This window comes from Pseudomonas sp. OTU5201 (assembly GCF_038440135.1).
In the GTDB taxonomy this organism is placed as follows: domain Bacteria; phylum Pseudomonadota; class Gammaproteobacteria; order Pseudomonadales; family Pseudomonadaceae; genus Metapseudomonas; species Metapseudomonas resinovorans.
Map to the genome: position 1 here is coordinate 38,714 of NZ_JASATC010000031.1, position 25,538 is coordinate 64,251.

The 25,538-nt window shown below is 62.9% G+C and carries 27 protein-coding genes; 20 read left to right on the plus strand and 7 right to left on the minus strand.

Annotated elements, in window-relative coordinates:
• Nucleotides 1-8 precede the first annotated feature (8 nt).
• Genes AAHM40_RS18865 through AAHM40_RS18905 form a run of 9 tightly spaced genes read left to right on the plus strand, consistent with a single transcriptional unit; the run spans nucleotide 9 to nucleotide 10,243 of the window.
• The gene (locus AAHM40_RS18865; protein WP_342246002.1) at nucleotides 9-1,211 is read left to right on the plus strand and encodes an acyltransferase family protein; all 1,203 of its coding nucleotides are present in this window, start codon (nucleotides 9-11) and stop codon (nucleotides 1,209-1,211) included.
• Nucleotides 1,204-2,115 carry an NAD-dependent epimerase/dehydratase family protein gene (locus AAHM40_RS18870; protein WP_342246003.1) on the plus strand — a complete coding sequence of 304 codons (912 nt, stop codon included), beginning with the start codon at nucleotides 1,204-1,206 and terminating at the stop codon, nucleotides 2,113-2,115. The genes AAHM40_RS18865 and AAHM40_RS18870 overlap by 8 nt, the downstream gene beginning before the upstream one ends.
• Entirely contained in the window at nucleotides 2,115-3,086 is a 972-nt protein-coding gene (locus AAHM40_RS18875; protein WP_342246004.1) for a GDP-mannose 4,6-dehydratase, read from the plus strand. Before AAHM40_RS18870 ends, AAHM40_RS18875 begins: the two co-directional genes overlap by 1 nt.
• Nucleotides 3,087-3,089: 3 nt before the next feature.
• Complete coding sequence (locus AAHM40_RS18880) at nucleotides 3,090-4,526, plus strand: mannose-1-phosphate guanylyltransferase/mannose-6-phosphate isomerase (RefSeq protein WP_342246005.1); 1,437 nt, start codon at nucleotides 3,090-3,092, stop codon at nucleotides 4,524-4,526.
• Nucleotides 4,527-5,324 (plus strand): ABC transporter permease, encoded by a 798-nt coding sequence (locus AAHM40_RS18885; protein WP_342246006.1) that lies wholly within the window; start codon nucleotides 4,527-4,529, stop codon nucleotides 5,322-5,324.
• On the plus strand, nucleotides 5,324-6,586 hold the full coding sequence (locus AAHM40_RS18890; RefSeq protein ID WP_342246007.1) for an ABC transporter ATP-binding protein: 1,263 nt from the start codon (nucleotides 5,324-5,326) through the stop codon (nucleotides 6,584-6,586). The genes AAHM40_RS18885 and AAHM40_RS18890 overlap by 1 nt, the downstream gene beginning before the upstream one ends.
• The gene (locus AAHM40_RS18895; protein ID WP_342246008.1) at nucleotides 6,583-7,971 is read left to right on the plus strand and encodes a glycosyltransferase family 4 protein; all 1,389 of its coding nucleotides are present in this window, start codon (nucleotides 6,583-6,585) and stop codon (nucleotides 7,969-7,971) included. Before AAHM40_RS18890 ends, AAHM40_RS18895 begins: the two co-directional genes overlap by 4 nt.
• Entirely contained in the window at nucleotides 7,955-9,091 is a 1,137-nt protein-coding gene (locus AAHM40_RS18900; RefSeq protein WP_342246009.1) for a glycosyltransferase family 4 protein, read from the plus strand. The genes AAHM40_RS18895 and AAHM40_RS18900 overlap by 17 nt, the downstream gene beginning before the upstream one ends.
• Nucleotides 9,092-10,243, plus strand: coding sequence for a glycosyltransferase family 4 protein (locus tag AAHM40_RS18905; RefSeq protein WP_342246010.1), 1,152 nt, complete (start codon nucleotides 9,092-9,094; stop codon nucleotides 10,241-10,243).
• A gap of 43 nt (nucleotides 10,244-10,286) precedes the next feature.
• Here AAHM40_RS18905 and AAHM40_RS18910 read toward each other — a convergent pair whose 3' ends face one another.
• Entirely contained in the window at nucleotides 10,287-11,372 is a 1,086-nt protein-coding gene (locus AAHM40_RS18910) for an endonuclease/exonuclease/phosphatase family protein (RefSeq protein WP_342246011.1), read from the minus strand.
• Nucleotides 11,373-11,460: 88 nt separating this feature from the next.
• Between AAHM40_RS18910 and AAHM40_RS18915 the strand changes: the two genes are divergently transcribed.
• Together AAHM40_RS18915 and AAHM40_RS18920 are read left to right on the plus strand one after the other, a co-directional pair.
• Nucleotides 11,461-11,709 (plus strand): CDGSH iron-sulfur domain-containing protein, encoded by a 249-nt coding sequence (locus tag AAHM40_RS18915; RefSeq protein WP_342246012.1) that lies wholly within the window; start codon nucleotides 11,461-11,463, stop codon nucleotides 11,707-11,709.
• A 13-nt stretch (nucleotides 11,710-11,722) separates the two neighbouring features.
• Nucleotides 11,723-12,526 carry a substrate-binding periplasmic protein gene (locus tag AAHM40_RS18920; protein ID WP_342246013.1) on the plus strand — a complete coding sequence of 268 codons (804 nt, stop codon included), beginning with the start codon at nucleotides 11,723-11,725 and terminating at the stop codon, nucleotides 12,524-12,526.
• Here AAHM40_RS18920 and AAHM40_RS18925 read toward each other — a convergent pair.
• From AAHM40_RS18925 to AAHM40_RS18945, 5 genes are all read right to left on the minus strand, one after another.
• Nucleotides 12,520-12,957, minus strand: coding sequence for a VOC family protein (locus AAHM40_RS18925; protein WP_028629700.1), 438 nt, complete (start codon nucleotides 12,955-12,957; stop codon nucleotides 12,520-12,522). The two genes, AAHM40_RS18920 and AAHM40_RS18925, sit on opposite strands and share 7 nt — an antisense overlap.
• 124 nt (nucleotides 12,958-13,081) lie before the next feature.
• Nucleotides 13,082-13,744, minus strand: coding sequence for a YciC family protein (locus AAHM40_RS18930; protein WP_342246014.1), 663 nt, complete (start codon nucleotides 13,742-13,744; stop codon nucleotides 13,082-13,084).
• A 75-nt stretch (nucleotides 13,745-13,819) separates the two neighbouring features.
• Complete coding sequence (locus tag AAHM40_RS18935; protein WP_342246015.1) at nucleotides 13,820-14,299, minus strand: YbaK/EbsC family protein; 480 nt, start codon at nucleotides 14,297-14,299, stop codon at nucleotides 13,820-13,822.
• A gap of 43 nt (nucleotides 14,300-14,342) precedes the next feature.
• Entirely contained in the window at nucleotides 14,343-15,068 is a 726-nt protein-coding gene (locus AAHM40_RS18940; protein WP_342246016.1) for a substrate-binding periplasmic protein, read from the minus strand.
• A 162-nt stretch (nucleotides 15,069-15,230) separates the two neighbouring features.
• Nucleotides 15,231-15,797 (minus strand): cysteine hydrolase family protein, encoded by a 567-nt coding sequence (locus AAHM40_RS18945; RefSeq protein WP_342246017.1) that lies wholly within the window; start codon nucleotides 15,795-15,797, stop codon nucleotides 15,231-15,233.
• Between the two features lie 84 nt (nucleotides 15,798-15,881).
• Here AAHM40_RS18945 and AAHM40_RS18950 point away from each other — a divergent pair, with 84 nt between their 5' ends.
• Nucleotides 15,882-16,361, plus strand: a complete 480-nt coding sequence (locus AAHM40_RS18950; RefSeq protein ID WP_342246018.1) for an NYN domain-containing protein — start codon at nucleotides 15,882-15,884, stop codon at nucleotides 16,359-16,361.
• A gap of 25 nt (nucleotides 16,362-16,386) precedes the next feature.
• On the plus strand, nucleotides 16,387-16,998 hold the full coding sequence (locus AAHM40_RS18955; RefSeq protein WP_342246019.1) for a 3'-5' exonuclease: 612 nt from the start codon (nucleotides 16,387-16,389) through the stop codon (nucleotides 16,996-16,998).
• 16 nt (nucleotides 16,999-17,014) lie between these two features.
• Here the strand turns inward: AAHM40_RS18955 and AAHM40_RS18960 are convergent, their stop codons facing one another.
• Entirely contained in the window at nucleotides 17,015-17,491 is a 477-nt protein-coding gene (locus AAHM40_RS18960; RefSeq protein WP_342246020.1) for an Lrp/AsnC family transcriptional regulator, read from the minus strand.
• A gap of 161 nt (nucleotides 17,492-17,652) precedes the next feature.
• Between AAHM40_RS18960 and yedA the strand changes: the two genes are divergently transcribed.
• The 7 genes from yedA (at nucleotide 17,653) to AAHM40_RS18995 (ending at nucleotide 25,533) form a co-directional block, all read left to right on the plus strand.
• Entirely contained in the window at nucleotides 17,653-18,570 is a 918-nt protein-coding gene (gene yedA / locus AAHM40_RS18965; protein ID WP_342246021.1) for a drug/metabolite exporter YedA, read from the plus strand.
• Between the two features lie 61 nt (nucleotides 18,571-18,631).
• Entirely contained in the window at nucleotides 18,632-19,960 is a 1,329-nt protein-coding gene (locus AAHM40_RS18970; RefSeq protein ID WP_342246022.1) for a DEAD/DEAH box helicase, read from the plus strand.
• Nucleotides 19,961-20,168: 208 nt separating this feature from the next.
• Nucleotides 20,169-20,993, plus strand: a complete 825-nt coding sequence (locus AAHM40_RS18975; RefSeq protein ID WP_342246023.1) for a response regulator transcription factor — start codon at nucleotides 20,169-20,171, stop codon at nucleotides 20,991-20,993.
• A gap of 399 nt (nucleotides 20,994-21,392) precedes the next feature.
• A complete protein-coding gene (locus tag AAHM40_RS18980) occupies nucleotides 21,393-22,511 on the plus strand; it encodes an ABC transporter ATP-binding protein (RefSeq protein ID WP_342246024.1) in 1,119 nt (372 codons plus the stop codon).
• Between the two features lie 55 nt (nucleotides 22,512-22,566).
• A complete protein-coding gene (locus tag AAHM40_RS18985) occupies nucleotides 22,567-23,712 on the plus strand; it encodes an ABC transporter substrate-binding protein (RefSeq protein WP_342246025.1) in 1,146 nt (381 codons plus the stop codon).
• 97 nt (nucleotides 23,713-23,809) lie between these two features.
• Entirely contained in the window at nucleotides 23,810-24,721 is a 912-nt protein-coding gene (locus AAHM40_RS18990; protein WP_280284764.1) for an ABC transporter permease, read from the plus strand.
• The gene (locus AAHM40_RS18995) at nucleotides 24,721-25,533 is read left to right on the plus strand and encodes an ABC transporter permease (protein WP_028629686.1); all 813 of its coding nucleotides are present in this window, start codon (nucleotides 24,721-24,723) and stop codon (nucleotides 25,531-25,533) included. The genes AAHM40_RS18990 and AAHM40_RS18995 overlap by 1 nt, the downstream gene beginning before the upstream one ends.
• Nucleotides 25,534-25,538: the final 5 nt, after the last annotated feature.

Here is a 25,538-nt window from a genome sequence, read left to right on the forward strand (position 1 = left end):
TAGTACGTATGAGTAACGGAAAGAACATCGAGATCGAGTACTTGCGTGCACTCGCAGTGGGGTTGACGCTGCTCTCCCATTTGCCGGTCCTGTTGCCGTTCCACCAGACCTTCTTTAATACGTTGTTCAGCGTTTACATGCCCTGGACCGGCGTCGATCTGTTCTTCTGCATTTCCGGTTACGTCGTGAGCAAGGCTTACCTCGACTATTTCGACCAGCACCGGCAGCAGGGCCATTTCGGAGTTGCCGCCCAAAGTTTCTGGCTGCGCCGGCTCTATCGCCTGCTGCCGACGGCTTGGCTATGGATACTGATTCCCCTGGCGTTGTCGATCCTGTTCAACCAGACCGGCATCTTTGGCTCCTGGTTCGACAACCTGCGCAGCTTCACCGCGGTAGCGACCTTCAGCGGCAACCTGGCCAACCAGTACGGCGCGATTCTCGGACCCAACTCGGTGTACTGGAGCCTGGCCCTGGAAGAGCAGTTCTATTTCCTCTTCCCTCTATTCCTGCTGCTGGTGACCTCGACGCGCTGGCGGGTCATTGTCCTGCTGCTATTGATCGCGGTTCAGTTCGGCCTGGATCGCAATCCTTTCGGCACGCCCACCAGCGCCATGCTCACCTCGTTCCGTCTCGACGCCATGATGTGGGGGGTGTTGCTCTGCCTGTTCAGCCGTACCCCGCTGTTCCGTCAATTCGAGCCCACCCTCCTAGGAGAGAGTGCCTGGTGGCGCCTGGGCCTGATGCTGGTGCTGTTCTACCTGCTGGGCGCCATTGCGGGGCAGATGATCGCCGTGCCTGTCGCGGTGGGGTTGGTCGCGCTGGTGTCGCTGGCACTGGTTTGGATAGCCAGCTACCAGCGGGGCTATCTGTTCTGTCCTCCGCTGCTGTCAAAGCCGCTCGAATGGCTCGGTTCGCGCTCCTATGCGCTCTACGTCATCCATGTCTGCGCCTACCACTTCAGCGTCGAGTTGTGGACCCGTTACGCAACGGCACAGGGCCTGACACTCGACAAGTCCTTCACCGTCGAGCTGGTCCTCACCTCCATCGCGTTCATGGTGGTCGGAAGCGAGCTGAACTACCGCCTGGTGGAACAGCCCCTGCGGCGCAAGGGGGCCGAAATCGCCCATCGCCGTCTGGCGCGTTTTACCGGGGAGCAGCCCACCGCTGCGAATGTGACTGCTGGGCCAGCCGCGAGGGGGGAACTTGCCTAAGAAATTATTCATCACCGGGGCCACTGGCTTCGTTGGTCAGCATCTTGTCCGCCGCCTTCAGGAGGTGCCCGGAGACTGGCAACTGCTTGACCGTGGCCGATTCGATCTGCTGCGGCCGGAAGAACTGGATGTGGCCCTTGCCGGTGGCGTGCCCGATGCCGTGATCCACCTCGCCGGGCAGACCTTCGTGCCAGAAGCCTTTCGCGATCCGGCGGCGACCTTGCAGGTCAACGTCCAAGGCACGTTGAACCTGTTACAGGCGCTCAAGCGCGCAGGTTTCAGCGGCAGCTTCCTCTACGTCAGTTCCGGCGATGTCTACGGCCAGGTGGCCGAGGGTGACCTGCCGATCGATGAAAGCCTGCTGCCGCGGCCGCGAAATCCCTATGCGGTGAGCAAGCTTTCCGCCGAACTGTTGTGCCAGCAATGGAGTTACACCGAAGGCTGGCACATTGTTCTCGCACGGCCTTTTAACCATGTGGGAACCGGTCAGCGTGATGCCTTCGTTCTGGCCAGTGCAGCGCACCAGATCGCACGTATGCGCCTGGGGCTACAACCGCCGCGCCTTGAAGTCGGGGACGTGGATGTCACGCGCGACTTCCTGGATGTTCGCGATGTCATCGACGCCTATTTCGCGATTCTCGAAAAGGGCATCAGTGGTGAGGTTTACAACGTCTGCTCCGGGCAGGAGCAGAAGATTCGCGACCTGATCCAGCAACTCGCAGTACTCGCGGGGGTTGAGCTGGAACTGGTCGAGGACCCCGCGCGCATGAGGCGCGCGGAGCAACGTCGGGTCTGCGCCAGTAACGTCAAGCTGCAGCAGGCGACAGGCTGGAAGCCGACCATAACGATAAGACAAACCCTCGCGACGATACTGTCCGATTGGGAAACACGGGTGTTGCAATAATGACAAAAAATGCACTGATTACTGGGGTTACCGGCCAGGATGGCGCCTATCTCGCCAAACTGCTTCTGGAAAAGGGTTATCGCGTTCACGGCCTGGTCGCCCGGCGCAGCACCGATACACGCTGGCGTCTGCGCGAACTTGGTATCGAAGGGGAGCTGGCCTATCTCGACGGTGATCTGGCTGATGCCTGCTCCGTGCAGCGCGCCGTGATCAGGGCGAAGCCCGACGAGGTCTATAACCTCGGGGCGCAGAGCTTCGTCGGCAGTTCCTGGGACCAGCCCGTGACCACCGGCATAGTCGACGGTCTGGGTGTGACCCACCTGCTCGAGGCGATCCGTCAGTTCAGCCCGGAGACCCGTTTCTACCAGGCCTCCACCAGCGAAATGTTCGGCCTGATCCAGGCGGAACGGCAGGACGAAAGCACGCCGTTCTATCCGCGCAGCCCGTACGGCGTGGCCAAACTCTACGGCCACTGGATCACGGTGAACTACCGCGAGAGCTTCGGCCTGCACGCGTCCAGCGGCATCCTCTTCAACCATGAGTCACCGCTGCGCGGCATCGAGTTCGTGACCCGCAAGGTCACCGATGCTGTTGCCCGCATCAAGCTGGGCAAACAGCATGAACTCCGCCTGGGAAATATCGACGCCAAGCGCGACTGGGGTTTCGCCGGCGACTATGTCGAGGCCATGTGGCGAATGCTGCAACAGGAAAAGCCCGACGACTACGTCGTGGCCACTGGCGTCACCACCACCGTCCGTGACATGTGCAGGATCGCCTTCGAATACGTCGGACTGAAATACCAGGATCATGTCGTCATCGATCCTGCGTTCTTCCGCCCGGCTGAAGTCGAAGTTCTGTTGGGCAATCCCGGCAAGGCCGAGCGTGTATTGGGCTGGAGCCCGCAGACCAGCCTCGAGTCGCTGATTCATATGATGGTGGATGCCGACCTGCGTCGCGTGAGCAAGGAGTAGTTCATGCTGATTCCCGTCATTCTTTCCGGCGGCGCTGGCACACGCCTTTGGCCGGTATCTCGCGAAGGTCAGCCGAAGCCCTTCATGGTGCTTCCGGATGGCCAGACGCTTCTGCACAAGACCTACCATCGAGCCGCCGGTCTGCTGGGGGAGGGCGGCGACATCGTCACGGTGACCAACCGTGACTACTACTTCCAGAGCAAGGATCACTACCAGGCGGCTCGCCTCAGCCAGCGTGGGCATTTCGTCCTCGAGCCTGTCGGACGCAACACCGCGCCGGCGATCGCCATGGCCGCGTTGACCCTTCGCGAGCGCCACGGCGACACGGCGATCCTGGTGGTGATGCCGGCCGACCACCTGATCCGCGACACCAGCAGCTTTGGCCTCGCCGTTAAGCATGCGGCGGCGCTGGCGGCTGAAGGCTACCTGGTCACTTTCGGTGTGGTACCGTCCGCGCCGGAAACCGGTTTCGGCTATATCGAAAAAGGCGAGGCCATCGACGAGCGGGGCGGTTCCTTGGTCCAGCGTTTCGTCGAAAAACCCGACCTGGAAACGGCGAGGCATTTCCACGAAAGCGGGCGCTTCCTGTGGAATTCCGGGATGTTCTGCTTCAGCGTCGGCACCCTGCTGGGTGAACTGGAGCGTCATGCACCAGAGCTGCTGGCCCGCGCGGTCGACTGCCTGCACGCCAGCGCCAGCGACGAGCTCGGCTGCATCCTCCAGCAGGAACTCAGTGCCGAGCATTTCGCGGCCTTGCCGGATATTTCCATCGACTATGCCCTGATGGAGCGCTCCGACCGGGTGGCGGTCATCCCGGCAGCGTTCGACTGGAGCGACATCGGTTCCTGGGGCGCGCTCAGCGCCCTGGTCGAACCGGACGAACAGAACAACCGGGCGGCGGGAAACGCGATCTTCGTCGACTCACGAGGCACCTACGTGCAGAGCGACCAACGGCTGGTGGCCACGGTCGGGGTCAGCGACCTGATAGTGATCGATACCGCTGACGCCATTCTGGTCGCCCATGCCGACCACGCTCAGGATGTCCGCAAGGTGGTCAAGCAGCTGAAGGACAGCGAGCACGAGGCCTACCGTCTGCATCGCACGGTCGCCCGGCCCTGGGGCACCTACACCGTGCTGGAGGAGGGGCCGCGCTTCAAGATCAAGCGGATCGTGGTCAAGCCGGGGGCTTCCCTGTCGCTGCAAATGCACCATCACCGCAGCGAGCACTGGATCGTGGTTCGGGGCATGGCCAAGGTCACCACCGGTGAAGACACGCACCTGGTCAATAGCAACGAGTCCACCTACATCCCGGCCGGGCACAAGCACAGACTGGAGAATCCGGGGGTCATCGACCTCGTGATGATCGAAGTGCAGAGCGGTGAGTACCTTGGGGAGGACGACATCGTCCGCTTCGAGGATATGTATGGCAGGGCCCGCTAGATGATGCTCGAAGTGATCCGTTCGGTCTGGACCTACCGGGGATTCATCGTTGGCAGCGTTATGAGGGAGTTCCAGGCGCGCTACCGCAATTCATTGCTCGGCGCGCTGTGGACGGTACTCAATCCGCTGGCGATGATCGTCGTCTACACCGTGATCTTTTCCCAGGTCATGCGTGCGCGCCTGCCTGGACTGGACGATGGCTTGGCCTACAGCGTGTATCTCTGCGCCGGCCTGCTGACCTGGGGGCTGTTCGGCGAAATCACAACGCGCAGCCTGACGATGTTCCTGGACAACGCCAACCTGCTGAAGAAACTGAGCTTCCCGCGGATCTGTCTGCCACTGATCGTGCTGCTCAATGCCGGGGTGAACTTCGCCATCATCCTGGCGCTGTTCCTCGGTTTCCTGCTCCTCACTGGACGCTGGCCGGGCATCGCACTGCTGGCGTTGCCGGTGTTGCTGCTGCTCCAACTGTTGTTCGCTGCCGGGCTGGGCATGGTGCTCGGCGTACTCAACGTGTTCTTCCGGGATGTTGGCCAGTTCTTCGGCATCGGCCTGCAGTTCTGGTTCTGGCTGACCCCCATTGTCTATCCGTTATCGATACTGCCTGAGTCGATCCAGGGGCTGGTGTTCCTCAATCCGATGACGGCGCTCATGCAGGCTTACCAGGAATTGTTCCTCAAGGGCAGTTGGCCGAACTGGGCGAGCCTGATGCCGCTCTGTGTCATCAGTCTGCTGCTGTGCGCCGCTGGCCTCGCCTTGTTCCGCGGGCGATCCGGTGAAATGGTGGATGAACTCTGATGGGCAAGATCTGCGTCAATGGTCTGGGCAAGGCCTACAAGCATTACCCGACGCGCTGGTCGCGCCTGCGCGAATGGCTGTGGCCATTCTCGGGGCCGCGGCACTCGCTCCACTGGATCCTGCAAGGGGTGGAGTTCGAGATCAGCCCGGGGGAGGCCGTCGGCATTGTTGGCGTCAACGGCGCCGGCAAGAGCACCCTGCTGAAGATGATCGCCGGGACCACGCAACCGACCACCGGTGACATCCGGATCGAAGGTCGCGTGGCGGCCCTGCTCGAATTGGGCATGGGTTTCCACCCGGAGTTCACCGGTCGGCAGAACGTCTTCATGGCCGGTCAGTTGCTGGGGCTGGCCGTGGAGGAGATCCAGGCCATGATGCCGGAGGTCGAACAGTTCGCTGAAATCGGCGACGCCATCGACCAGCCGGTGCGCACCTATTCGAGCGGCATGCAGATGCGCCTGGCGTTCAGTGTCGCCACGGCGCGCCGCCCTGATGTGCTGATCGTGGACGAGGCACTGTCGGTAGGTGATGCCTATTTCCAGCACAAGAGCTTCGAACGCATTCGCAGCTTCCGCCGCGCCGGTACCACCTTGCTGATCGTTTCCCACGACCGCAGCGCGATCCAGTCGATCTGCGATCGCGCCGTGTTGCTCAATGAGGGGCGAGTCGCCATGCAGGGCCATCCGGAAGCGGTGATGGATTATTACAACGCACTGCTCGCCGAACGCGAGCGCATCACGGTGCGCCAGGAAATGCTGGCCGACGGTAATGTCCGCACCATCTCCGGCAGCGGCGAGGCGGGTATCGCTGATGTTCGTCTGCTCGACGAGCAGGGCCGGCCGCTGGAGGTGGTCGAGGTTGGGCAACTGGTCGAGCTGGAAGTGAAGGTCGAGATCCGCCAGCCCGTCGATCGCCTGGTGCTCGGGTTCATGATCAAGGACCGTTTCGGCCAGCCGATGTACGGGATCAATACGCACCGGGTCGACCAGCCACTGGACGGCCTGGTGGCCGGCGAGCGGATCACCTACCGCTTCGCCTTCCCCATGCGGCTGGGCAAGGGTAACTACTCCGTGGCGTTCTGCCTGTCGCGCCTGGATTCGCACCTCGACCGGAACTACGAGTGGCGCGACTACGGCCTGGTGTTCCACGTCATCAACCTGCGCCAGGAGGATTTCGTCGGCTGTTCCTGGCTGGATGCGCGAACCACGATCAGTCGTTCGGCCAGCGCTTCTCCTGTTTCCGTTCCAGAGGGCCTTTCATGAGTCGTCTGCTCGTCGAATGCACTTATGTGTTCGAACACCCCCATATGAACTCGGGCATCCAACGGGTCGTGCGCAATGTGATCCGGCAACTCGAGCACATCCACATAGATGTCGAGTGCGTGCCTGTCGTGTTCCTGCAGGGGCGGATGCATCGGGTGCTCAGCCTGGCTCCCCTGCCGGGGACAGGGCTTCCCTGGCACACGCGCATGAGTGTGACCCTGGAGCAAGCGCGCCTGGATTTCTGGATGTGGCATGCGCGCCTCGACCGCTGCTGGCCGATGACGCGCTCGCACAATGCGCGCCGTGTGCTTTTCGTGCTCAGCAAGCTGGCCAGCCTGGGGATCACCTTGCCGCTGCGCGCTGCCAATTTCTTCAGTCGCCGGCACCAGGCTCCCCAGCGCTCGGTTCTTCTGGAAATCCAACCCGGCGACCAGTTGTTGCTGCTCGACTCGTCCTGGCACGCGGATTTCTTTCCAATTGCCGAACGCCTGAAGGCTCAGGGCGTGGGCATCATCTCCGTGATTTACGACCTGATCCCGCTGACCCATCCACAGTTCTGCGATAACAACCTGGTCAAGGTGTTCGATCGCTGGTTCGACTGGATTGCCGAAATGGCAGATGGATTCATTTGCATCTCCACGACTATTCGCGACCAGTTGCGCGCAGAGATCGAGCGTCGCCGCGGCGCCGAGTTGGTCGAGAAGCTCTGGTTCGAGCACTTCTACCTGGGTTCGGAACTCGATCTGGCCAGCAAGCGCACGGAGCTCGATCCGGCGCTGTTAGCGATGTTCGCCGACGGGGCCCCGGTGTACCTCATGGTCAGCACCATCGAGCCACGCAAGAACCATGCGTACCTGCTGGATGCGTTCGAGCGGCTGTGGGCCAATGGGGCTGCGGCGCGGCTGTGCATCATCGGGCGGGTGGGCTGGAAGTGCGACGATCTGATGGAGCGAATTCGCAAGCACCCCGAGCGGAACAATCGCTTGTTCATGTTCAACGAGCTCAATGATCGCGGCCTGGAACAGGCCTACGCGCATGCGCGCGCGCTGGTGTTCCCGTCCTACGTCGAAGGTTTCGGTCTGCCCCTGGTGGAAGCCATGCAACGGCAGTTGCCGGTCATGGCCAGCGACATTCCGGTGTTTCGTGAGATCGGCGGGGATTTTGTCGCCTACTTCGATCTGGAGCGGCCCGAGAGCTTGGCCGAACTGGTCGAGCGCTTCGAGAGCAGTGGCACCTTCCCGGCTCAGCGCAGTGTCACCGACTGGACCTGGATTGGCTGGCGAGAGGCCAGTGCGCAGCTGATCTCGCGCGTCGTCGCGGCATTGCGTCGCCCACCGAAAGCCCAGCCGTCTGCTTTGGAAATCCACCGTGCGGATTGCCCTTAACACCCGTGTCCTGCAGGCGCCGCGTACCGGGATCGGACAGTATGTTGCTGCGCTGGCCACAGCCCTTGGCGGACGGTCTGATCTCGATCTGGAGCTGTTTCACGGCTGGGGATGGGATCAAACGCTGCCGCAGGCGGCCCTACCGGGTTATTCCCGCTGGACTGCAGCGGCTAAACGGATACCGGGCGCCTACCGAATCCGGCGTTGGCTGGAGCAGGGGCGCTTCGATGCCGGCCTGAATCGGCAGCCGGCTGACCTGTATCACGAGCCAAGCCTGTGGCCGCTGGAGTTCGACGGTCCGATGGTCATGACTCTGCATGACCTTACGCACGTACATTACCCTGAGACTCAGCCACGTGACCGCCTGGCGGAAATCGAACGCCTGGTCGGAGCGGGTGTTGAGCGCGCGCGCTGCATTCTCACGGACTCGGCCTTCGTTGCCGACGAGGTGTGCCGTCATTTCGGTCTGGCACCGGAGCGGGTGGTGGTGGCGCCGCTGGGCCATGACTCCCAGCGCTTTCATCCGCGTCCTGAGGCCTCCTTGCGCCCCGAGTTGCTGCCACTGGGGCTGCAGGCTGGCCGCTACCTGCTCTGCGTGGGGACAATGGAACCACGCAAGAATCTGGAACTTGCGCTTAAGGCCCACGGGATGCTGCCGGCCGCGCTGCGTGAACGTTACCCGCTTGCCATCGCGGGGATGCCGGGTTGGCGCAGCGGCCAGTTGGATAAGGCTCTGGCCGGAGCGGTGGCTTCGGGACATGTCCGATTGATGGGCTACCTCAATGATGAGGTGCTGGCGAGTCTGTTCGCAGGGGCACGCCTGCTCCTCTTCCCTTCGTTGTATGAAGGCTTCGGCCTGCCGGTGCTAGAGGCCATGGCCTGCGGAGTTCCAGTCGTACTGACGCGTACTTCGGCACTCCCCGAAGTGGCTGGGGAGGCCGGAACCTATGTCGAGCTGGGCGATGCCGAGGGCATGAGCGAGGCGATCTCGTGGTTGCTGGAAGACCATATGCAATGGCAGCGGCTGAGTGCCCTGGGCATTCGTCGGGCCGAGAATTTCACCTGGCAGCGTTGTGCGGACATCACCGTCGCGACCTACCATCAGGCCGTGAGGGGCTGAATGCGCGTACTGCATTTCTTCAAGACGTACCTGCCGGATTCGGTTGGAGGTATCGAACAGGTCATCTACCAGATGTGCCGCAGCGGTGCCGCGCACGGTATCGACAATAATGTCCTGACCCTTAGCGCGGACCCGAATCCGCCCGTTGTCGAGCTCGGTGGCCATCACGTGCACCGCGCTCGCCTGGATCTGCAGGTGGCATCCACCGGATTCTCCTATAGCGTGCTGTCGCGTTTTCGCGAGCTGGCAGCCGAAGCGGATGTCATCAACTACCACTTTCCCTGGCCATTCATGGACCTCGTCCATTTTGTTTCCCGGGCCCGCAAGCCCATGGTGGTCACCTACCACTCGGACATCATCCGCCAGAAACGCCTGCTCCAGCTCTACCACCCCCTGATGCACCGGTTTCTCGCGCAAGCCGACCGGATAGTCGCTGCATCGCCCAATTACCTCGGCACCAGCGAAGTATTACGTCGCTACCCGCACAAGACGGCCGTTATACCCTACGGGCTGGACAAGTCCAGCTATCCACAACCAGGTACCGAACGCCTGGAACACTGGCGGCAGGCGGTGGGGGAGGGGTTCTTCCTGTTCGTGGGCGTAATGCGCTATTACAAGGGCTTGCACATCTTGCTGGAGGCTGCGCAGGGCACCGGCTATCCCGTGGTAATCGTGGGTGCAGGGCCGTTGGAACAGCAGCTTAAAGCTCAGGCGGCGGCCCTGGGGGTAGAACATCACGTGCGCTTCGTCGGGCGCGTTAACGAGGAAGACAAGGTTGCCCTGTTACAGCTGTCGCGGGCGATCGTCTTCCCTTCTCATTTGCGCTCGGAAGCTTTCGGCATCTCTCTGCTCGAAGGTGCGATGTACGGTAAGCCGATGATTTCCAGCGAAATAGGCACAGGAACCAGTTACATCAATGCCGCCGGTGTGACCGGTCTGGTCGTGCCGCCCAGTGACCCTCAGGCGTTCCGCACAGCCATGACTCGGCTCTGGGAGAACCCTGCCGAGGTGGCTGCGATGGGCGCGCGGGCCGAGGCACGCTATCGAGAACTCTTCACGGCCGAGGAGATGGGTCGGCGCTGGGCAAAACTGTATCGGGAGGTGCTCGCCCGCGGAGCGTCAGCTTCTCCAGAGGGCTGCCTCGCTGAGTGATCACCGACCGTTGACGGCTTCGGTTGACGACCTCCGCACCTTCTCAATGCACCGACGGCAGAAAGAACCTGGCCATCAGCGGCAAGTGATCGGATATCCGCAGAGTATCGTCCCGGCGCACTCGCGCTTCGATTCGGGTCAAGCTGGGGCTGTGGAAGACGTAGTCCAGCGTACGGTCCGGCCCTTTCACCCCGGGGTCGTTGGGGTAATGGGTATACCACTGCGCTTGCCATGCGCCGCCGGCTTCCTCGACGCTGGGAATCATCGGGTACGGGTCCCATAGCGCTTTCAGTTCGCTGTTGCGGGCATAGCGGCGTCGCTGGGCTTCGGACAGTCGTTCGTACTGGCCTGGGGGCAACTGATTGAAGTCACCTGTGAGGATCCAGGGCAGGCCCTCGCTCTGTAACTGGTCGAGCAAGCCGCGGGTCATGGCGAGCTGACGTTTAAGGGTTTCCTGGTCCTCGGGCAGGGCATCCAGGTGCGTGTTGATCGCTGCCAGGCGGCCACCGCCGCGTATTGGCAGGTAGCTCACCAGCAGGGCCCGTTTCTTGTCGAACTGGCGGTTGATCGGATCGTTATCCTCCAGCGGCAGTTGCAGGCGTTCCGCGCTCTCGATGCGGAAGCGACTGAGGGTCGCCAGCTTCATGCCGACGCTGCCGAGTATGTGGGGATGCGGCACGAAGGCGGCCTTCCAGTAGAAGGCCTGGCTGGCGCAGGGGTAGAGGTCCGCCAGGCGCTCGTGGAGCTGGGCCAACTGATCCTGGTAGTCGGTGGCGCGGGCGCCCTCGTGCAGTTCCTGGAGATTGACGATATCCGGCTGCTCTTCGCGTATAACCCGTACGACCTCGTCCAGGCTGTAGGCCAGATCTTCGGGCGTGGGGCGCTCGTCCTGGCCTTCGTCGTCCGGGAGGTCGTAGTAGAAGACGTAGCGCTTGCCAGCCAGGTATTGCAGGTTCCAGGTCATCACCTTGAGTGCCTGGCCCGGCTGCAGTTGTGGCGCTTCGGCCAGGCAGGCCATGGGCGCAGGCTCGCGGGCCGCGGGATGCCACGTCAGTGCAAAGATCAGGGCGACCAGGCCAATGACAAGGACCGACAGGCTGAGCAGGGCAAAACGCAGGACTCGGGGCATCGGCAAGAGCAGGCATCTATGCTGGAAGAGGGCGAGCATACCCGAGCCGCCGCTGCGGCCCAAGCCAGACACGCCCGGGAGGATTGCCGTGAGCAGCGAAGTGCGGATCGCCCAAAAGGGGCCCTACGAGGTGGAGGTGGTCGCTGGCCAGGATTACTTCTGGTGTCGCTGTGGTCGAAGCCAGCAACAGCCATTTTGTGATGGGTCTCACAAGGGCAGTGGCCTGGTGCCACTCAAATTCCATGCAGAGGTCAGCGAAACCCTGTATTTCTGTGGCTGCAAACACAGCCACACACCGCCTTGCTGCGATGGCACTCATAACGAACTGCAAGACTGATCCGGGAGCCGGCATGCAGCTGGGAGCAGTCCTCTGGTCATTCCTGGCCTTTGTCTCCAAAGCGCGGCGTCGCCGACTCTGGCTGGCGGGCGTGCTACTGCTTCCCGGCCTGGCAAACGCGAACGACCAAGTACCGTTGCGGGTGATGACCGACTACTGGCCTCCATTTCGCATTGCTGGCGAAAGGGGGACATTGCGCGGCTTGGATATGGATCTACTGGCCGAACTGGAACGCCGTACCGGGCTGCGCTTCGAAGTGCAGCGTGCGCCGTGGTCGCGGGGGCTGGCTGCCCTAGAGCGGGGTTCGGCGGATCTGATGACCGGGCTTGCCCGGACTCCTGAGCGCGAGCGCTATATCGATTATCTGGAGCGCCCATACTTCAACTGCGCGCCGCGCTTCTACAGCCTGCCGGAGTTGGCCCAGAGCGTCACCGGCTACCCTCAGCTGGGCCAGTACGACATCGGTTTCGTGCGGGGCTCGGCCTACTTCGAACCCTTCGATTCCGACAAGGCGTTGCGCAAGGTCGGAGTCGGCAGTGAAGGGCAGTTACTGGGCATGCTGCGCCACAAGCGGCTGCAGTTGGTGATCGGCACCGACTGCCAGGTGGACTATGAATTGCTGCGCGACCCGGCCCTGGCTGGGCGCATCGTCAAACTGGCTTATCGGCCACCGGCACGCACCGAACTTTTCCTCGGCTTCTCGCGTCAGCGATCCTTGCTGCCCCAGCGCCAGGCCATTGCCGAGGCCCTGGGGAAGATGATCGATGAAGGTTGGGTGTTGGGCGCCGCGCAACGCTATCGCCCCGGCGCTCAGTGAGCGTGAGGTTCGACATACAGCTCGTAGCCCTGATCCAGGTCCATGTCCCAGAAGGTCGCTTCGATCTTGTGGCCGTCCAGATCGCGGACGAAACAGCCATAGTAGGGATCGCCGTATTCCGGACGCGGACCGGGTTCGCCGTCGCCCTTGCCGCCGGCATCCAGCGCTGCTTCGAAGAAAGCCAGCACGGCCTCCTTGCTAGGGGCGAAGAAGCCGATGTGCGCACCATTGCCAACGCTGGCCGGTCGGCCGTCCACGGGCGTCTGCACCCAGAACTCGGGGTACTCGCGGCCGTAGGCCACGGCGCCGGGGTGCTCCATGATGCGTCTGCAGCCCAGGGTGGCCAGCACCTTGTCGTAGAAGGCGACGGCGCGCTCGAAGTCGTTGGTGCCTACCGAGATGTGGGACAGGATGCTGGGATTTTCAGCCATGGGGGATCCTCCTTGAGTGGCTTGAAAAGACTAGCAGCCTGGCAAAAAAACTACTGCCCTCGGCCATGCGTTGTTGAAAACTGCCGTCGCTCGCTACGCAATTCAATCGTATTCCGGGCTGCAATCACTGCTCGGTCGCCTGCTCCGTCACCAGCGTGAACATCCGGTACAGGGTGATGCTGACAAACAGCTGGAAGAAACTATTGAAGCTTTCAAGCATCACGGTGCCCACCGGGTCCGGGTTGTCCCCGAGTTCGCGATAGGCGAACCAGTCCACCAGCCAGATCGGCCCCATTACCAGCAGCACGCAGGCGAGGATGCTCCAGAAATGGCCTCGGGTCAGGGCAAAGCTTTCCTTGATGGCGTCCAGTGGCGCCTTGCCCTCCAGTACCAGCAGGTATTCGGCGAACGCCAGTTTGATCATCACATAGAGGCCGGGAATGATCAGCATCCAGGCCCCGACCATGATCAGCAGGGTGCTGATGGCGGCCAGCACGGCGAAGGAGGGCCAGCGGAACAGCGCCATCTCCACCACCTGCCGGGGTTTGAGCCGGATGCGGTGGCTGCGGCTGTCGACGAAAATGATTAGCGCGCCGACGTAAAGCGGGTAGAACAGCATGCTGAGGATGATCGAGGCGCCCTGGGACTTGTCCGGGCCAAGCCAGGCGATCAGCCCTTGTTGGGCAATGGCTTCGATGAGGATGGTCGGCAGGCAGAGCAGGACGATCTCGCCGACATTGCGGGAGAAGAAGTACCAGGTGTCGCGCAGCAGCTCGAAAGGATTCATCAGCAGGCAGTCATATCTTGCGGCAGTCAGTCTTGGGCACTTTAGCCCAAGCTACGGCTGCCTCCAAAGGCATCCTCAGCTGGAGCGATAGTTCAGCACCCGATTGGGGAGGGTTGGCAGCAGGCGTGCAAGGTCGGCCGTGGAAACCTCCAGCGTGCGTTCTGGCAGGCCGGGTGAAAAGAGCAGGTACTCGTGCTGGAGGATAGCCTCGTCGAAGACCAGCGTAATTGCCGCAGCATGACCCAGCGGACAGGCGCACTGCGGCACGCAGCCGGTCAGGGCCACCAGCTCCTCGTCGCTGGCGATGCTCGGACGTGCACCCAGCAATGCCTTGAGCTGGACCCAGTCGGCCCGCGCGTTCTCCAGCGTTACCAGCATGGCGTAGCCGCCGCCTTTCAGGCGCAGGAACAGGCTCTTGCTCTCTACCCCGCGCAGGCCGAAACGCTGGCGCACCGCATGGGCGGTGGGGTAGTCGAGCACGGCTTCGTGACTGACTTCTCGGTAGGGGATGGCGAGATCGTCGAGCAGGGCCAGATTGCGGGCGTGAAGTGACATCAGAGTTCCGGGTGATGGGAAACAGGAGCGCGATGATAGTCGTTCAGGGTGGGCTCAGATCATCCAGCCCGGCTTCATGCAGAACCTGCTGCTCGATCTGTTGCAGGCGACCTGTTTTCGCCATGTGCCGCAGCACCTCCTCCAGGCGAACTGCCAGGTCGCGATGGCGTGGGTTGAGATAGTGGTGCATGGAGAACCGCTCCAGCACCGGATGCAGCGGCTGGATACCGCGCATGCCGTTCTGGCGCAGGATGCACATGCCCGAATAATAATCCTCTACATGCACGTCAACCCGCCCCCCAGCCAGTTTGCGCATACCGTTCTCCACCCCGTTGGACGGTGACATGCGCACGCCTTTCAGTCGCAGTTCCAGGGCCGCCTTGCCGCGTTCGAAACCTACCAGGTAGGGCCTGAGGCTGGACCAGCCGTGCAGTTGCAGCGGGCGATTGGCGAAGGCCACCGTGTAGGTCTCGAACAACGGAGTGCGGATCAGGAGCAGGTCGTTGCGCTGCTCGGCGACCAGGCTGGTGCGGCACAGTTCACCATCGTTAAGGCCGCGCTCGGCGTATTGCAAGGCGCGGGCGGCGGGTGCGGCGCGCGTCTCGATGCGGATGCCAAGCTCCGCGTAGGCTTCCACCAATATGCGTTTGCAGATCTGAAACAGGGGCAGGCCCTGGTCGGGGAAGGCGCTGAACACCAGGCGCGCCCCGGCATGACAAGGGACAGACAAGAGCAGCAGGGCAAGCAGGCAGCATCCATGAGCGCGCATTGCACAATCGCCTTTGGCACGGCCTGCGGCTGGAGTGACTACCAGACGGCGCCGCCTGCCATGGCGGGCGCCTTGCTCCCTGCAACAGACCCATGCGGTGGGTCTCGGCGTCTTCCCGTTCTCAAAGCTCGCGGGGGTAGCTGAAACTATAGACGCCCGCTCTCAAGGCGTCGGCCAGGTCGCCAGCAGTTCGTCAGCGAGCAGCACCTGGGCGTACTCGCCATGCAGGTTGGCCATGGCCATGTCATGCACTTCTTCGGCGCTGCGCGGGCGGCCGGCGAAGTCAGCCTTGGCGAAGGTGTAGCAGGCGTCCGTCACTACCCTTGTGGTGAAGCCCAGGTTGCCGGCGCTGCGGGCGGTGGCTTCTACCGAGTTCTCGCTAGCGACTCCGACGATCACCAGCGCATCGATGCCGCGTACTCGCAACCAGTGTTCCAGGCCGCTGTTGATAAAGGCGTCGGGGACGTTCTTTTCAAGCACCTGCTCGTGATCCAGAGGTGTGAACTCTGGCTGGAACAGGGCGCCGGATTGGCCGGGGGCAAAGACCGAATTCGGCTCGCGAGAGATGTGGCGGATGTGCACCAGCGGCCAACTGGCCTTGCGCCACTGTGCCAGCAAAGCAGCAATGTGGGTTTCCGCATCGGGGTTATTGCGTGGTTTGTCCAAGCGGCGAATACCCTGCTGCTGATCGATGATCAGCAGGGCACCTGGCGACTTCTGCAAGGTCATATCCACTTTCCATTCCCTGAGGCTGGCATACTGGCGGAAATCTAACCTTATCCAGCCGCCGCCAGCCAGCCGCGAGGAGCCGCGTTGAAGAAAATCGCAGTATTCGCCGACGTGCAGAACCTCTATTACACGGTGCGTCATGTCTACGGCTGCCACTTCCACTACAGCGCCTTCTGGCAGAGCGTCAGTGCCGAGGGGGCCATAGTCGAAGCCAGCGCCTACGCCATCGACCGGGGTGATCCCAAGCAACAGCAGTTCCAGCAAATCCTGCGCAATCTGGGCTTCCACGTGAAGCTCAAACCGTTCATCCAGCGCAGTGACGGTTCGGCGAAAGGCGACTGGGATGTCGGCATCACCATCGATGTGCTCGATGCTGCTCCCCGCGTGGATCTGGTGGTGTTGGCCTCAGGAGACGGCGATTTCGACCTGTTGCTGGAGCGAGTGGCCCAAGCCCATGGCGTGGAAACCCTGGTCTACGGCGTGCCCGGCCTCACCGCGCAATCGCTGATCCGTGCCGCGAGTCGCTATCAGCCCATCGAAGGCAACCTGCTGTTGCGGAATTGAAACCCGCCCCAATCTGGACATTCTTGTGGACCCCATCGCCGTCATCGACTTCGAGACCACCGGCATCACGCCGGGCAACGACTGCCGCGCCACCGAGATTGGCGTCGTCATCCTGGAGGGGGGACGTATCGTCGACCGCTATCAGAGCCTGATGAACGCCGGCATACCGGTACCTGCCTTCATCCAGGGCCTGACCGGGATCACCACCGCCATGCTGCGCGATGCGCCGCCGGTGGAGCAGGTAATGGGCGAGGCCGCCGACTTCATCGGCAACCTGCCGCTGCTGGCGCACAACGCCTCTTTCGACCAGAAGTTCTGGGATTTCGAGTTGGCCCGCATCGGCCGTTCCCGTCGGCAGGCGTTCGCCTGTTCCCTGCTGCTTGCGCGACGCCTGCTGCCCGAAGCACCCAACCACAAACTTGGCACGCTTAATACCTGGGCGGGCCTGCCCAACACCGGCAAGGCCCACCGTGCGCTTGCCGACGCCGAGATGGCCGCCAACCTTACCTTGCACCTGGCCGGGCGCCTGCGCGACAGGCACGGGATCAATGAGGTCTCGCACAGGCTGTTCTGCAGCCTGCAGAAAGTGCCGGCGGCGAAAATTCCCGAAGCCCTCAGGCGGCATCGGGAGGGTTGAGAGCCCTTCAGGGCGCTCAGCCTTTTACCGTTCGCAGGGTTTCGACCTTGCCGCGCTCCTGAAGCACCCCGGGAATCCTCTGCTCGAAGGGCGTCGACAGGATCAGCGAAGTCTTGGTCGCGCCGAACTTGCCGATCTGGTCGATCAGGTCCTGCAGTTCTGGCATCGACGCCACGGCTGCCTTGATCAGCAGGCAGGCATCGCCGGTGATCCGGTGGCAGAGGTTCAACTGGGGAATCTTCTCCAAGGCTTCCTGGGTGCGCTTGTAGTCGCGGTCGGTGATGCGCAGCTCGATCACGCATTCGATGGGCAGACCCACCTTCGCCAGGTCGACGCTGGCGTGGTAGCCGGTAATGACGCCGCTGGCTTCCAGCTTGGCAACCCGGTCCGCCACGGCCGGCGGCGACAGATTGACCCGGCGGGCCAGGTCGGCGAAGGACGCTCGGCCATTCTCGATGAGCGCAGCCAGCAGCAGTCGGTCGTACTTGTCCACGGGACCTCCGGATTCGGCTTCTGTCGAATCAACGGCAGAAGATTATGAAATCAGTTCTTTCCAAGGTTTCAGGCGCCATGAATAAGGCTTTCGTCCTTATTTCTCTCGCATCGCCTTACTTAGAATAGACCCCTCACTCCTGCCTTTGTCGAGTTCCGATCATGCCTGCGCGCCGTTTTCCGCTCTTGCTCATAGGGGCCTTCATCGCTCTGTACCTGATCTGGGGCTCCACCTATCTCGCGATCCGCATCGGCGTCGAATCCTGGCCGCCGTTGCTGATGGCGGGCATCCGCTTCGTGGTCGCCGGCGCGTTGATGTACGGCTTCCTGCGATGGCGCGGAGTGCCCAACCCGAGCTGGCAGGAATGGAAGTCCGCTGCTGCGATTGGCTTCCTGTTGCTCAGTTGCGGCAACGGCGGCGTGACTCTGGCCGAGGATCTGGGCGTGGCGTCGGGTGTCGCTGCGCTGGCCGTGGCTACGGTGCCGCTGTTCGCACTGCTGTTCGGCCTGATCTGGGGCCAGCGCACCACGCGCCTGGAGTGGGCCGGCATCTTCCTGGGGCTGATCGGCATCGGCCTGCTCAACCTCGGCTCCAACCTCCAGGCCAGCCCCCTCGGCGCCGTCCTGATCATTTTTGCCGCTGCGGCCTGGTCTTTCGGCTCCATGTGGAGCAAGAACCTCAAGCTGCCCGCCGGCCCCATGGCCAGTGCCGTGGAAATGCTCGCCGGCGGCGTCGCTCTGTTGGCCGGTAGCCTGCTCAGTGGCGAGCGCATGGTTAGTGCGCCCACTGCTGCCGGTTGGGGGGCGCTGGCCTACCTGATCGTGTTCGGCTCCATCATCGCCTTCAGCTCCTACCTCTACCTGCTGAAGAACGTGCGCCCGGCAGCGGCTACCAGCTATGCCTATGTCAATCCGGTGGTGGCGGTGTTGCTGGGCATCGGCTTTGCGGGTGAAACCATCGGCATCGAGGAAGCCTTGGCCATGCTGGTGATCATCAGCGCGGTGGTGCTGATCGGTCTGCCGCAATGGCGCGAGCGCAAGGAGGAGAAGGCCGAAGGGCTGCAAGAGCAGACCAGTTGATCCCGAAGGGCTGGGGCGGCCTGCTAGAATTGCGCCATTTCCGCACACTATGGCTGCCTCAATGACCTTTGCTTCCCTCGGCCTGATCGAACCCTTGCTGCGCGCCACCGAGGCGCTTGGCTACCAGACCCCATCGCCGGTGCAGGCCGAGGCGATTCCCGCCGTCCTCAAGGGGCGCGACCTGATGGCCGCGGCCCAGACCGGCACCGGCAAGACTGCCGGCTTCGCCCTGCCGCTGCTGCAGAAACTGACCCAGGAAGGCCCGCAGGTGGCCAGCAACTCGGTGCGCGCCCTGGTGCTGGTGCCCACCCGCGAGCTGGCGGAGCAGGTCAACGAAAGTTTCCGCGTCTACGGCCAGCACCTGCCGCTGCGCAACTACGCGGTCTACGGCGGTGTCAGCATCAATCCGCAGATGATGAAGCTGCGCAAGGGCATCGACGTCCTCGTCGCCACCCCCGGCCGGCTGCTCGACCTCTATCGGCAGAATGCGGTGAAGTTCAACCAGCTCCAGGTGCTGGTGCTGGACGAGGCTGACCGCATGCTCGACCTCGGCTTCGCCCGTGAACTGGACGAACTTTTCGTGGCGTTGCCCAAACGCCGCCAGACTCTGCTGTTCTCTGCCACCTTCTCCGATGCCATCCGCCAGATGGCCCGCGAGCTGCTGCGCGACCCGATGTCCGTCGAAGTCAGCCCGCGCAATGCCGCGGCCAAGAGCGTGCGCCAATGGCTGATCCCGGTGGACAAGAAGCGCAAGAGTGAACTGTTCCTGCACCTGCTTGAGGATCGTCGCTGGGGGCAGGTGCTGGTCTTCGCCAAGACTCGCAAGGGTGTCGATCAACTGGTGGACGAACTCCAGGCGCATGGCGTCTCCGCCGACGCCATCCACGGCGACAAGCCGCAGCCCTCTCGACTGCGTGCGCTGCAGCGGTTCAAGGACAGCGAAGTGCAGGTGCTGGTGGCTACCGACGTGGCGGCCCGTGGCCTGGACATCGACGATCTACCGCTGGTGGTCAACTTCGACCTGCCCATCGTCGCTGAGGACTACGTGCATCGCATCGGCCGTACCGGTCGCGCCGGCGCCACCGGCGAGGCGGTGTCCCTGGTCTGCGCCGACGAGGTGCAACTGCTGGCGGCCATCGAAGTGCTGACCCGCCAGACCCTGCAGCGCCGCGATGAGCCGGATTTCTTCCCCGATCACCGGGTACCGATGACTGACGCCACCGGCCAGGTATTGAAGAAGCCGAAGAAACCGAAAAAGCCCAAGGAAGCTCAGGCAGGTACCGGCAAGGCGGTCAAGGGCGCGTCCCTGGGCCGCTGGATCGACAGCGAAAAACCCAAGGTCAAGTCGGTGCGCAAGGCACCGGGCTTCGGTAAGGCCAAGAAGGGCTGAGCGCCCCCAAAAGCGTCACTCGATTGTGGTGAAGGGTGACGCCTTATGGCGCTGCGGGAACCGGAATGGGGCAGGGCGATGAACGCCCCGTCCCGTACCAGAGGGCCTGGTTGGGCTTTCAGGATATTGGCTCACTTCCTGCATTTCTGTGCGAAATGCTGAACGCCTATAGTGATTGAAGCGCAGCCCAACCTCAGGCATTTCCCACATGCGCCACAAGGAACTCAAACACTGGACCACCGGTGTCGCCCACCTGCTGGCCCAACCGGCAGGCCGGAGCCGTTTGCTCGGCCTCAGCCAGTGGCTGCAGCAGGTCTGCCATGTCGATCATTTCGTGCTCTTCGTCTACGAAGGTAATCACCGGCCGCTGGCGCTGTTCGACACCTTCCCGCCGGACAAGCGCCACGTCTATGTCGAGGACTACCAGGTCGGTCCCTACCTGCTGGACCCCTTCTACCTCGCCTGCACCCGCAACCAGGCAGCTGGCCTCTGGCGCCTGCGTCAGTTCGCCCCGGACCACTTCTATCTCGGCGAGTACTACGTCACCTACTACCAGCAGACGGGCCTGACCGAGGAGATCGCCTTCTTTGTCGACCTGGCCGACGGTGCCAAGGCGGTGTTTTCGCTGATGCGCAGTACCTGCAGCCCGGCCTACAGCCGTGACGAGATGCAGCTGCTGGACTGCGCCCAGCCCGTGGTCGAACAGGTAGTCAACGAAGCCTGGGAACTGGCGCGTGCCCATGCGCCGCGCCCCGCACAGGACCTGGACTACAAGATTCGCGAAGCTTTCGACCAGTTCGGCGCCCATGTCCTCACGGCCCGTGAACAGGAAGTGGTGCAGATGCTCCTGCGCGGCCACTCCAGCGCTTCGGTGGCCGAGCATTTGTGCATAAGCCCGGGGACGGTGAAAATCCACCGCAAGAATATCTACGCCAAGCTTGGCATCGGTAGCCAGTCGGAGCTGCTGGGCCTGTTCGTGCGTGATCTCGCCGGCCAGCGGGATGAGTCAGAAGTGCTGCAAAAGGCAGTTTAGGCTTATCGCTGTTAGCGATTAACAGGTGCTGGTCAATAACCGAACAGCCTGCGCAAAACCAGCCGCCACGGGCCTCCGCCGCGGCTACCCACGACTTATCCACAATCATTTGCACAGAATTTGTGGGCAGCGAGATGGATATCCAGGCCGCTGCGACTGCACATTCTGTGTAGGGGCGAATGAATTCGCCCCTACGGATCAAGCGCTGCTCAAAAACCAAGCACTTGCTTCAAACCCTTGCGGCAAGCGAGCTGCAGCCGGTCATCCATAACTTATCCACATGCTGCTCCACAGTTTCTGTGGAGGGCGCGCCTATCCCCGGAGGGATATATACAGCCGAAAACCGCCATTGCTAGCGTATGGCCACATGCCAAGAACACCTGCAAAAAGGGGCCGGCCGTGAGTGATGCAAGCGAGTGCTTCGATATCGAGTTCCGCCATGTGGTCAAGCGCTATGGCGCGGTCGCGGCGGTGAACGGCCTGAACTTCAAGGTGCGGCGCGGTTCCTTTCATTCCTTCCTCGGCAGCTCCGGCTGCGGCAAGACCACCACCCTGCGAATGATCGCCGGATTCGAGCAGCCCAGCGAAGGCGAAGTGCTGTTGGCCGGACGTTCGGTGGCCGGGGTGCCGGCGCACCAGCGGCCGGTGAACATGGTGTTCCAGAGTTACGCGCTGTTCCCGCACCTCTCGGTGGCGGAAAACATCGCCTACGGCCTGCGCTACCACCAGTCGCGCCCGGACCGTGCCGAGCAACGCCGCCTGGCCGATGAAGCATTGGAAATGGTGCGTCTCTCCGGCTTCGGCCAGCGCAAGCCCCATGAACTGTCCGGCGGCCAGCAGCAGCGGGTCGCCCTGGCCCGCGCCCTGGTGAACAAACCCACGGTGCTGTTGCTGGACGAACCCCTGGCCGCGCTGGATCGCAAGCTGCGCAAGGAAATGCAGTCCGAATTGCTGCGCCTGCAGCGCGAGGTGGGCATCACCTTCGTGCTGGTCACCCATGACCAGGAAGAGGCGTTGTCGATGAGCGACAGCATCAGCGTCATGCAGGACGGCCAGATCCTCCAGAGCGCCAGCCCCGAGCAGCTCTACGAAACGCCGGCGAGCCGCTACGTGGCCGACTTCATCGGTGAATCCAACCTGTTCGACGGCACCGTGCGGCGCATCGAGGATGGCCGCGTGCTGCTGGAAACCGCCCATGGCCTGCAACTGGCCAGCCCGCCGACGCCTACCGGGCCGGTCCTCAAGGCGTCCGAGCCTGGCTGCATTGCGGTGCGCCCGGAGCTGATCGCCATCGGTGCCGGCGAAGAGGCGCTGCCCCGGGAGATCAGCCTGCCCGGCCAGGTGGTGGACCGCATCTACCTCGGCAATCTCACCGAGTACCGCGTGCATACCGAGCCTTTCGGCATCGTCTGCGTGCGCGTGCCACGCCATGGGCAGCACGAGCGCTCGGCCTTCGAACATGGGTCGCCGGTACGCATTGGCTGGGATCAGGCCGCCGGTCTCGCAATGACCCTGTAACGACGCAGTACGGAACGGACAAGAACAACCAACCACTCACAGGCAGGTAGCAGCAATGGATCGGAAAGACTTCATCAAGCAACTGCGCAGTTGGCAGAACGGCTCCATCAGCCGTCGCGAGTTCCTCGGCCGTACCGGCCTGGGCCTGGCCATGGCGGTCATGGCCGCCAACATGCCGGGGCTGCTCACCAGCAACCGGGCCTTCGCCGCCGAGAAGGGCTCCCTCGGCGATCGCGTGGTCCTGGCCACCTGGCCGAACTATCACAACGCCGAGAACTTCGCCGCCTTCGCCGAAAAGACCGGCGCCCAGGTGCAGATGAACGTTTTCGGCTCCAACGAAGAGATGCTCGCCAAGCTCCAGGCTGGCGGCAGCGGCTGGGACGTCTTCGTGCCCACCAATTACACCATCAGCACCTACGCCGAGTTGGGCCTGATCGAACCCCTGGATCTGTCGCGCATCCCCAACTTCGATCCGGCCTCCTATGAGAAGCGCTTCATGGAACAGGGCGTGATCAACGGCAAGACCTACGCCGTGCCGAAGAACTGGGGCACTACCGGATTCGTCTACGACGGCGGGAAGATCAAGGCCAGGCCCACCACCTGGAAGGAGTTCTGGGAGCTGAGCAAAGGTGAGGCAACTGGCCGGGTGATGGTCCACGACTACCAACTCACCGTCATCGGCAACGCACTGAAGTCCTTCGGCTACAGCTTCAACTCCATCGATCCGAAGGAGCTGGCCGACGCCGAGAAGCTGCTGCTGGAGGTCAAGCCGCACCTCTTCGCCATCAACTCCGACTACCAGCCCTCCATGCGCAATGGCGATGCCTGGATGTCCATGTGCTGGACCGGCGACGCCTCCCAGTTGCACCGCGACATGCCGCAGATGACCTACGTGCTGGGACGCGAGGGCGGCGAGTTGTGGAGCGACTTCTTCGCCATTCCGAAGAGCGCCGAGCGGCCGGATGCGGCCTATGCGCTGATCAACTACCTGCTCGACCCGCAGGTGAACAAGCTCGAAGTGGAAGCCCACGGCTACCCAACCGGCGACAAACGGGTGGATGCGCTGTTGCCCAAGTCCATGCTCGAAGACCCGATCATGTATCCAGCCGCCGACCTGCTCAGTGCCTTGGAATTCGGCGCCGCAGCGACCCTGACCAGCCCGGCACGGGCGGAACTGATGGCGCGCTTCAAGGCGGCCTGATGCATGACGTTGTAGGGGCGAGTTTGCTCGCGAATCTGCGTTCGCGAGCACGCTCGCTCCTACGGTGGACGTCTCCATGAATCGCAAGGAATCCTCCATGAATGTCGCCCTCGGCGCTCCAGCGCTGGCCGATACGGGCCGGGCCGCGCCAGTCGAAAGCCGCAGCCTGGGCCGGCGCGTCACGCTGCTCCTGTTGCTGCCGTCCACCCTCTGGTTCCTGCTGCTGCTCCTGCTGCCGCTGGTGATCATCCTGGTCTTCAGCTTGGGCGAGCGCAGCCCGGTGGGTGGCTACAGCGCGGCGCTGACCCTGGACAACTACCTGAATCTGGGTTCGCGGGCGAAGGCCTTCTACAACACCCTGCTGCTGGCGCCACTGGGCACCCTGGTGTGCCTGGTGGCGGCTTACCCGCTGGCCTACTTCCTGGCGGTGAAGGTGCAGCGCAACCGTTCGCTGTTGCTGACCCTCGTGATCGTGCCGTTCTGGACCAGCTTCCTGATCCGCACCTATGCCTGGATCTTCATACTTGGCGGCAAGGGCATCCCGGCGCTGCTGGCGATGGTCGGGCTGGAGGATGTGCGGCTGATCAATTCGCCGACCGCGGTGCTGATCGGCATCGTCTATGGCTACCTGCCGCTGATGGTGTTCCCCATCTATGTCAGCCTGGAGAAGCTTGACAAACGCCTGCTGGAAGCCTCGTCCGACCTCGGCGCCAGCGCCTTCGAGACCTTCCGCCGGGTGACCCTGCCGCTCTCCGCCCCCGGGGTCATCACCGGCGCCATGCTGGTGTTCATCCTGCTCATGGGCGAATTCCTGATTCCGGCCATCCTCGGCGGCGGCAAGGTGTTCTTCGTCGGCAACGCCCTGGTCGACCTCTTCCTGCAATCGCGCAACTGGCCGTTCGGCAGCGCGGTGGCCATGACCCTGGTGGCGATGATGCTGGCGATCATCGCCCTCTACCTGAAGCTGGTGGCGCGCTACGGTAAGCGCGGCACGGAGGGGATGCTCTGATGTGGCTGCGCAGCTATTCCACCTCGCTGTACTTGTTCCTTTACGCGCCGATTGCGCTGATCGTGCTGTTCTCCTTCAACGCGGGGCGTAGCGGGCTGGCCTTTGAGTGCTGTTCGGCGCAGTGGTTCGGCCGTGCCTTCGGTAACCCCTTCATCATGGAGGCCCTGGGCACCAGCGCGCTGATCGCCTTCTGCTCGGCGCTGATCGCCACGGTGTTCGGCACCCTCGCGGTCTTCGGCCTGCAGCGGGTGGGTAGACGCGTGCGGCTGTTTTTCGATGCACTGACCTACTGCGCCATCATCATCCCCGGCATCGTCATCGGCATCGCTACCCTGATCGCCTTCATCAGCCTGTTCGAGGTGGTCAATCCGCTGCTCGACCTGCTGCTGGGCACCGGCTTGCCGCGTCTGCGCATGGGGTTGTTCACGGTGATCGCAGCGCACTCGCTGTTCACCATGGCGCTGGTAATGGTGATCGTCCGCACCCGAGTCGAAGCCCTGGACAAGGCCTTGCTGGAAGCCTCCGCGGACCTCTATGCGCCGCCCCTGGAAACCTTCCGCCGGGTGACCCTGCCGCAGATCGCCCCGGCCATCCTTGCCAGCTTCCTGCTGGCGTTCACCTTCAGCTTCGACGATTTCATCATTGCCTTCTTCGTCGCCGGCTCGGAAACCACCTTGCCGATCTACATCTTCTCGTCGATCCGTCGGGGCATCACCCCGGAGATCAATGCCATTTCGACGGTGATCATCTGCGTCTCCCTGGCGCTGCTGTTCACCTCCCGCTACCTGCAGAACCGTCGCAGCGGCGCCTGAGCGCC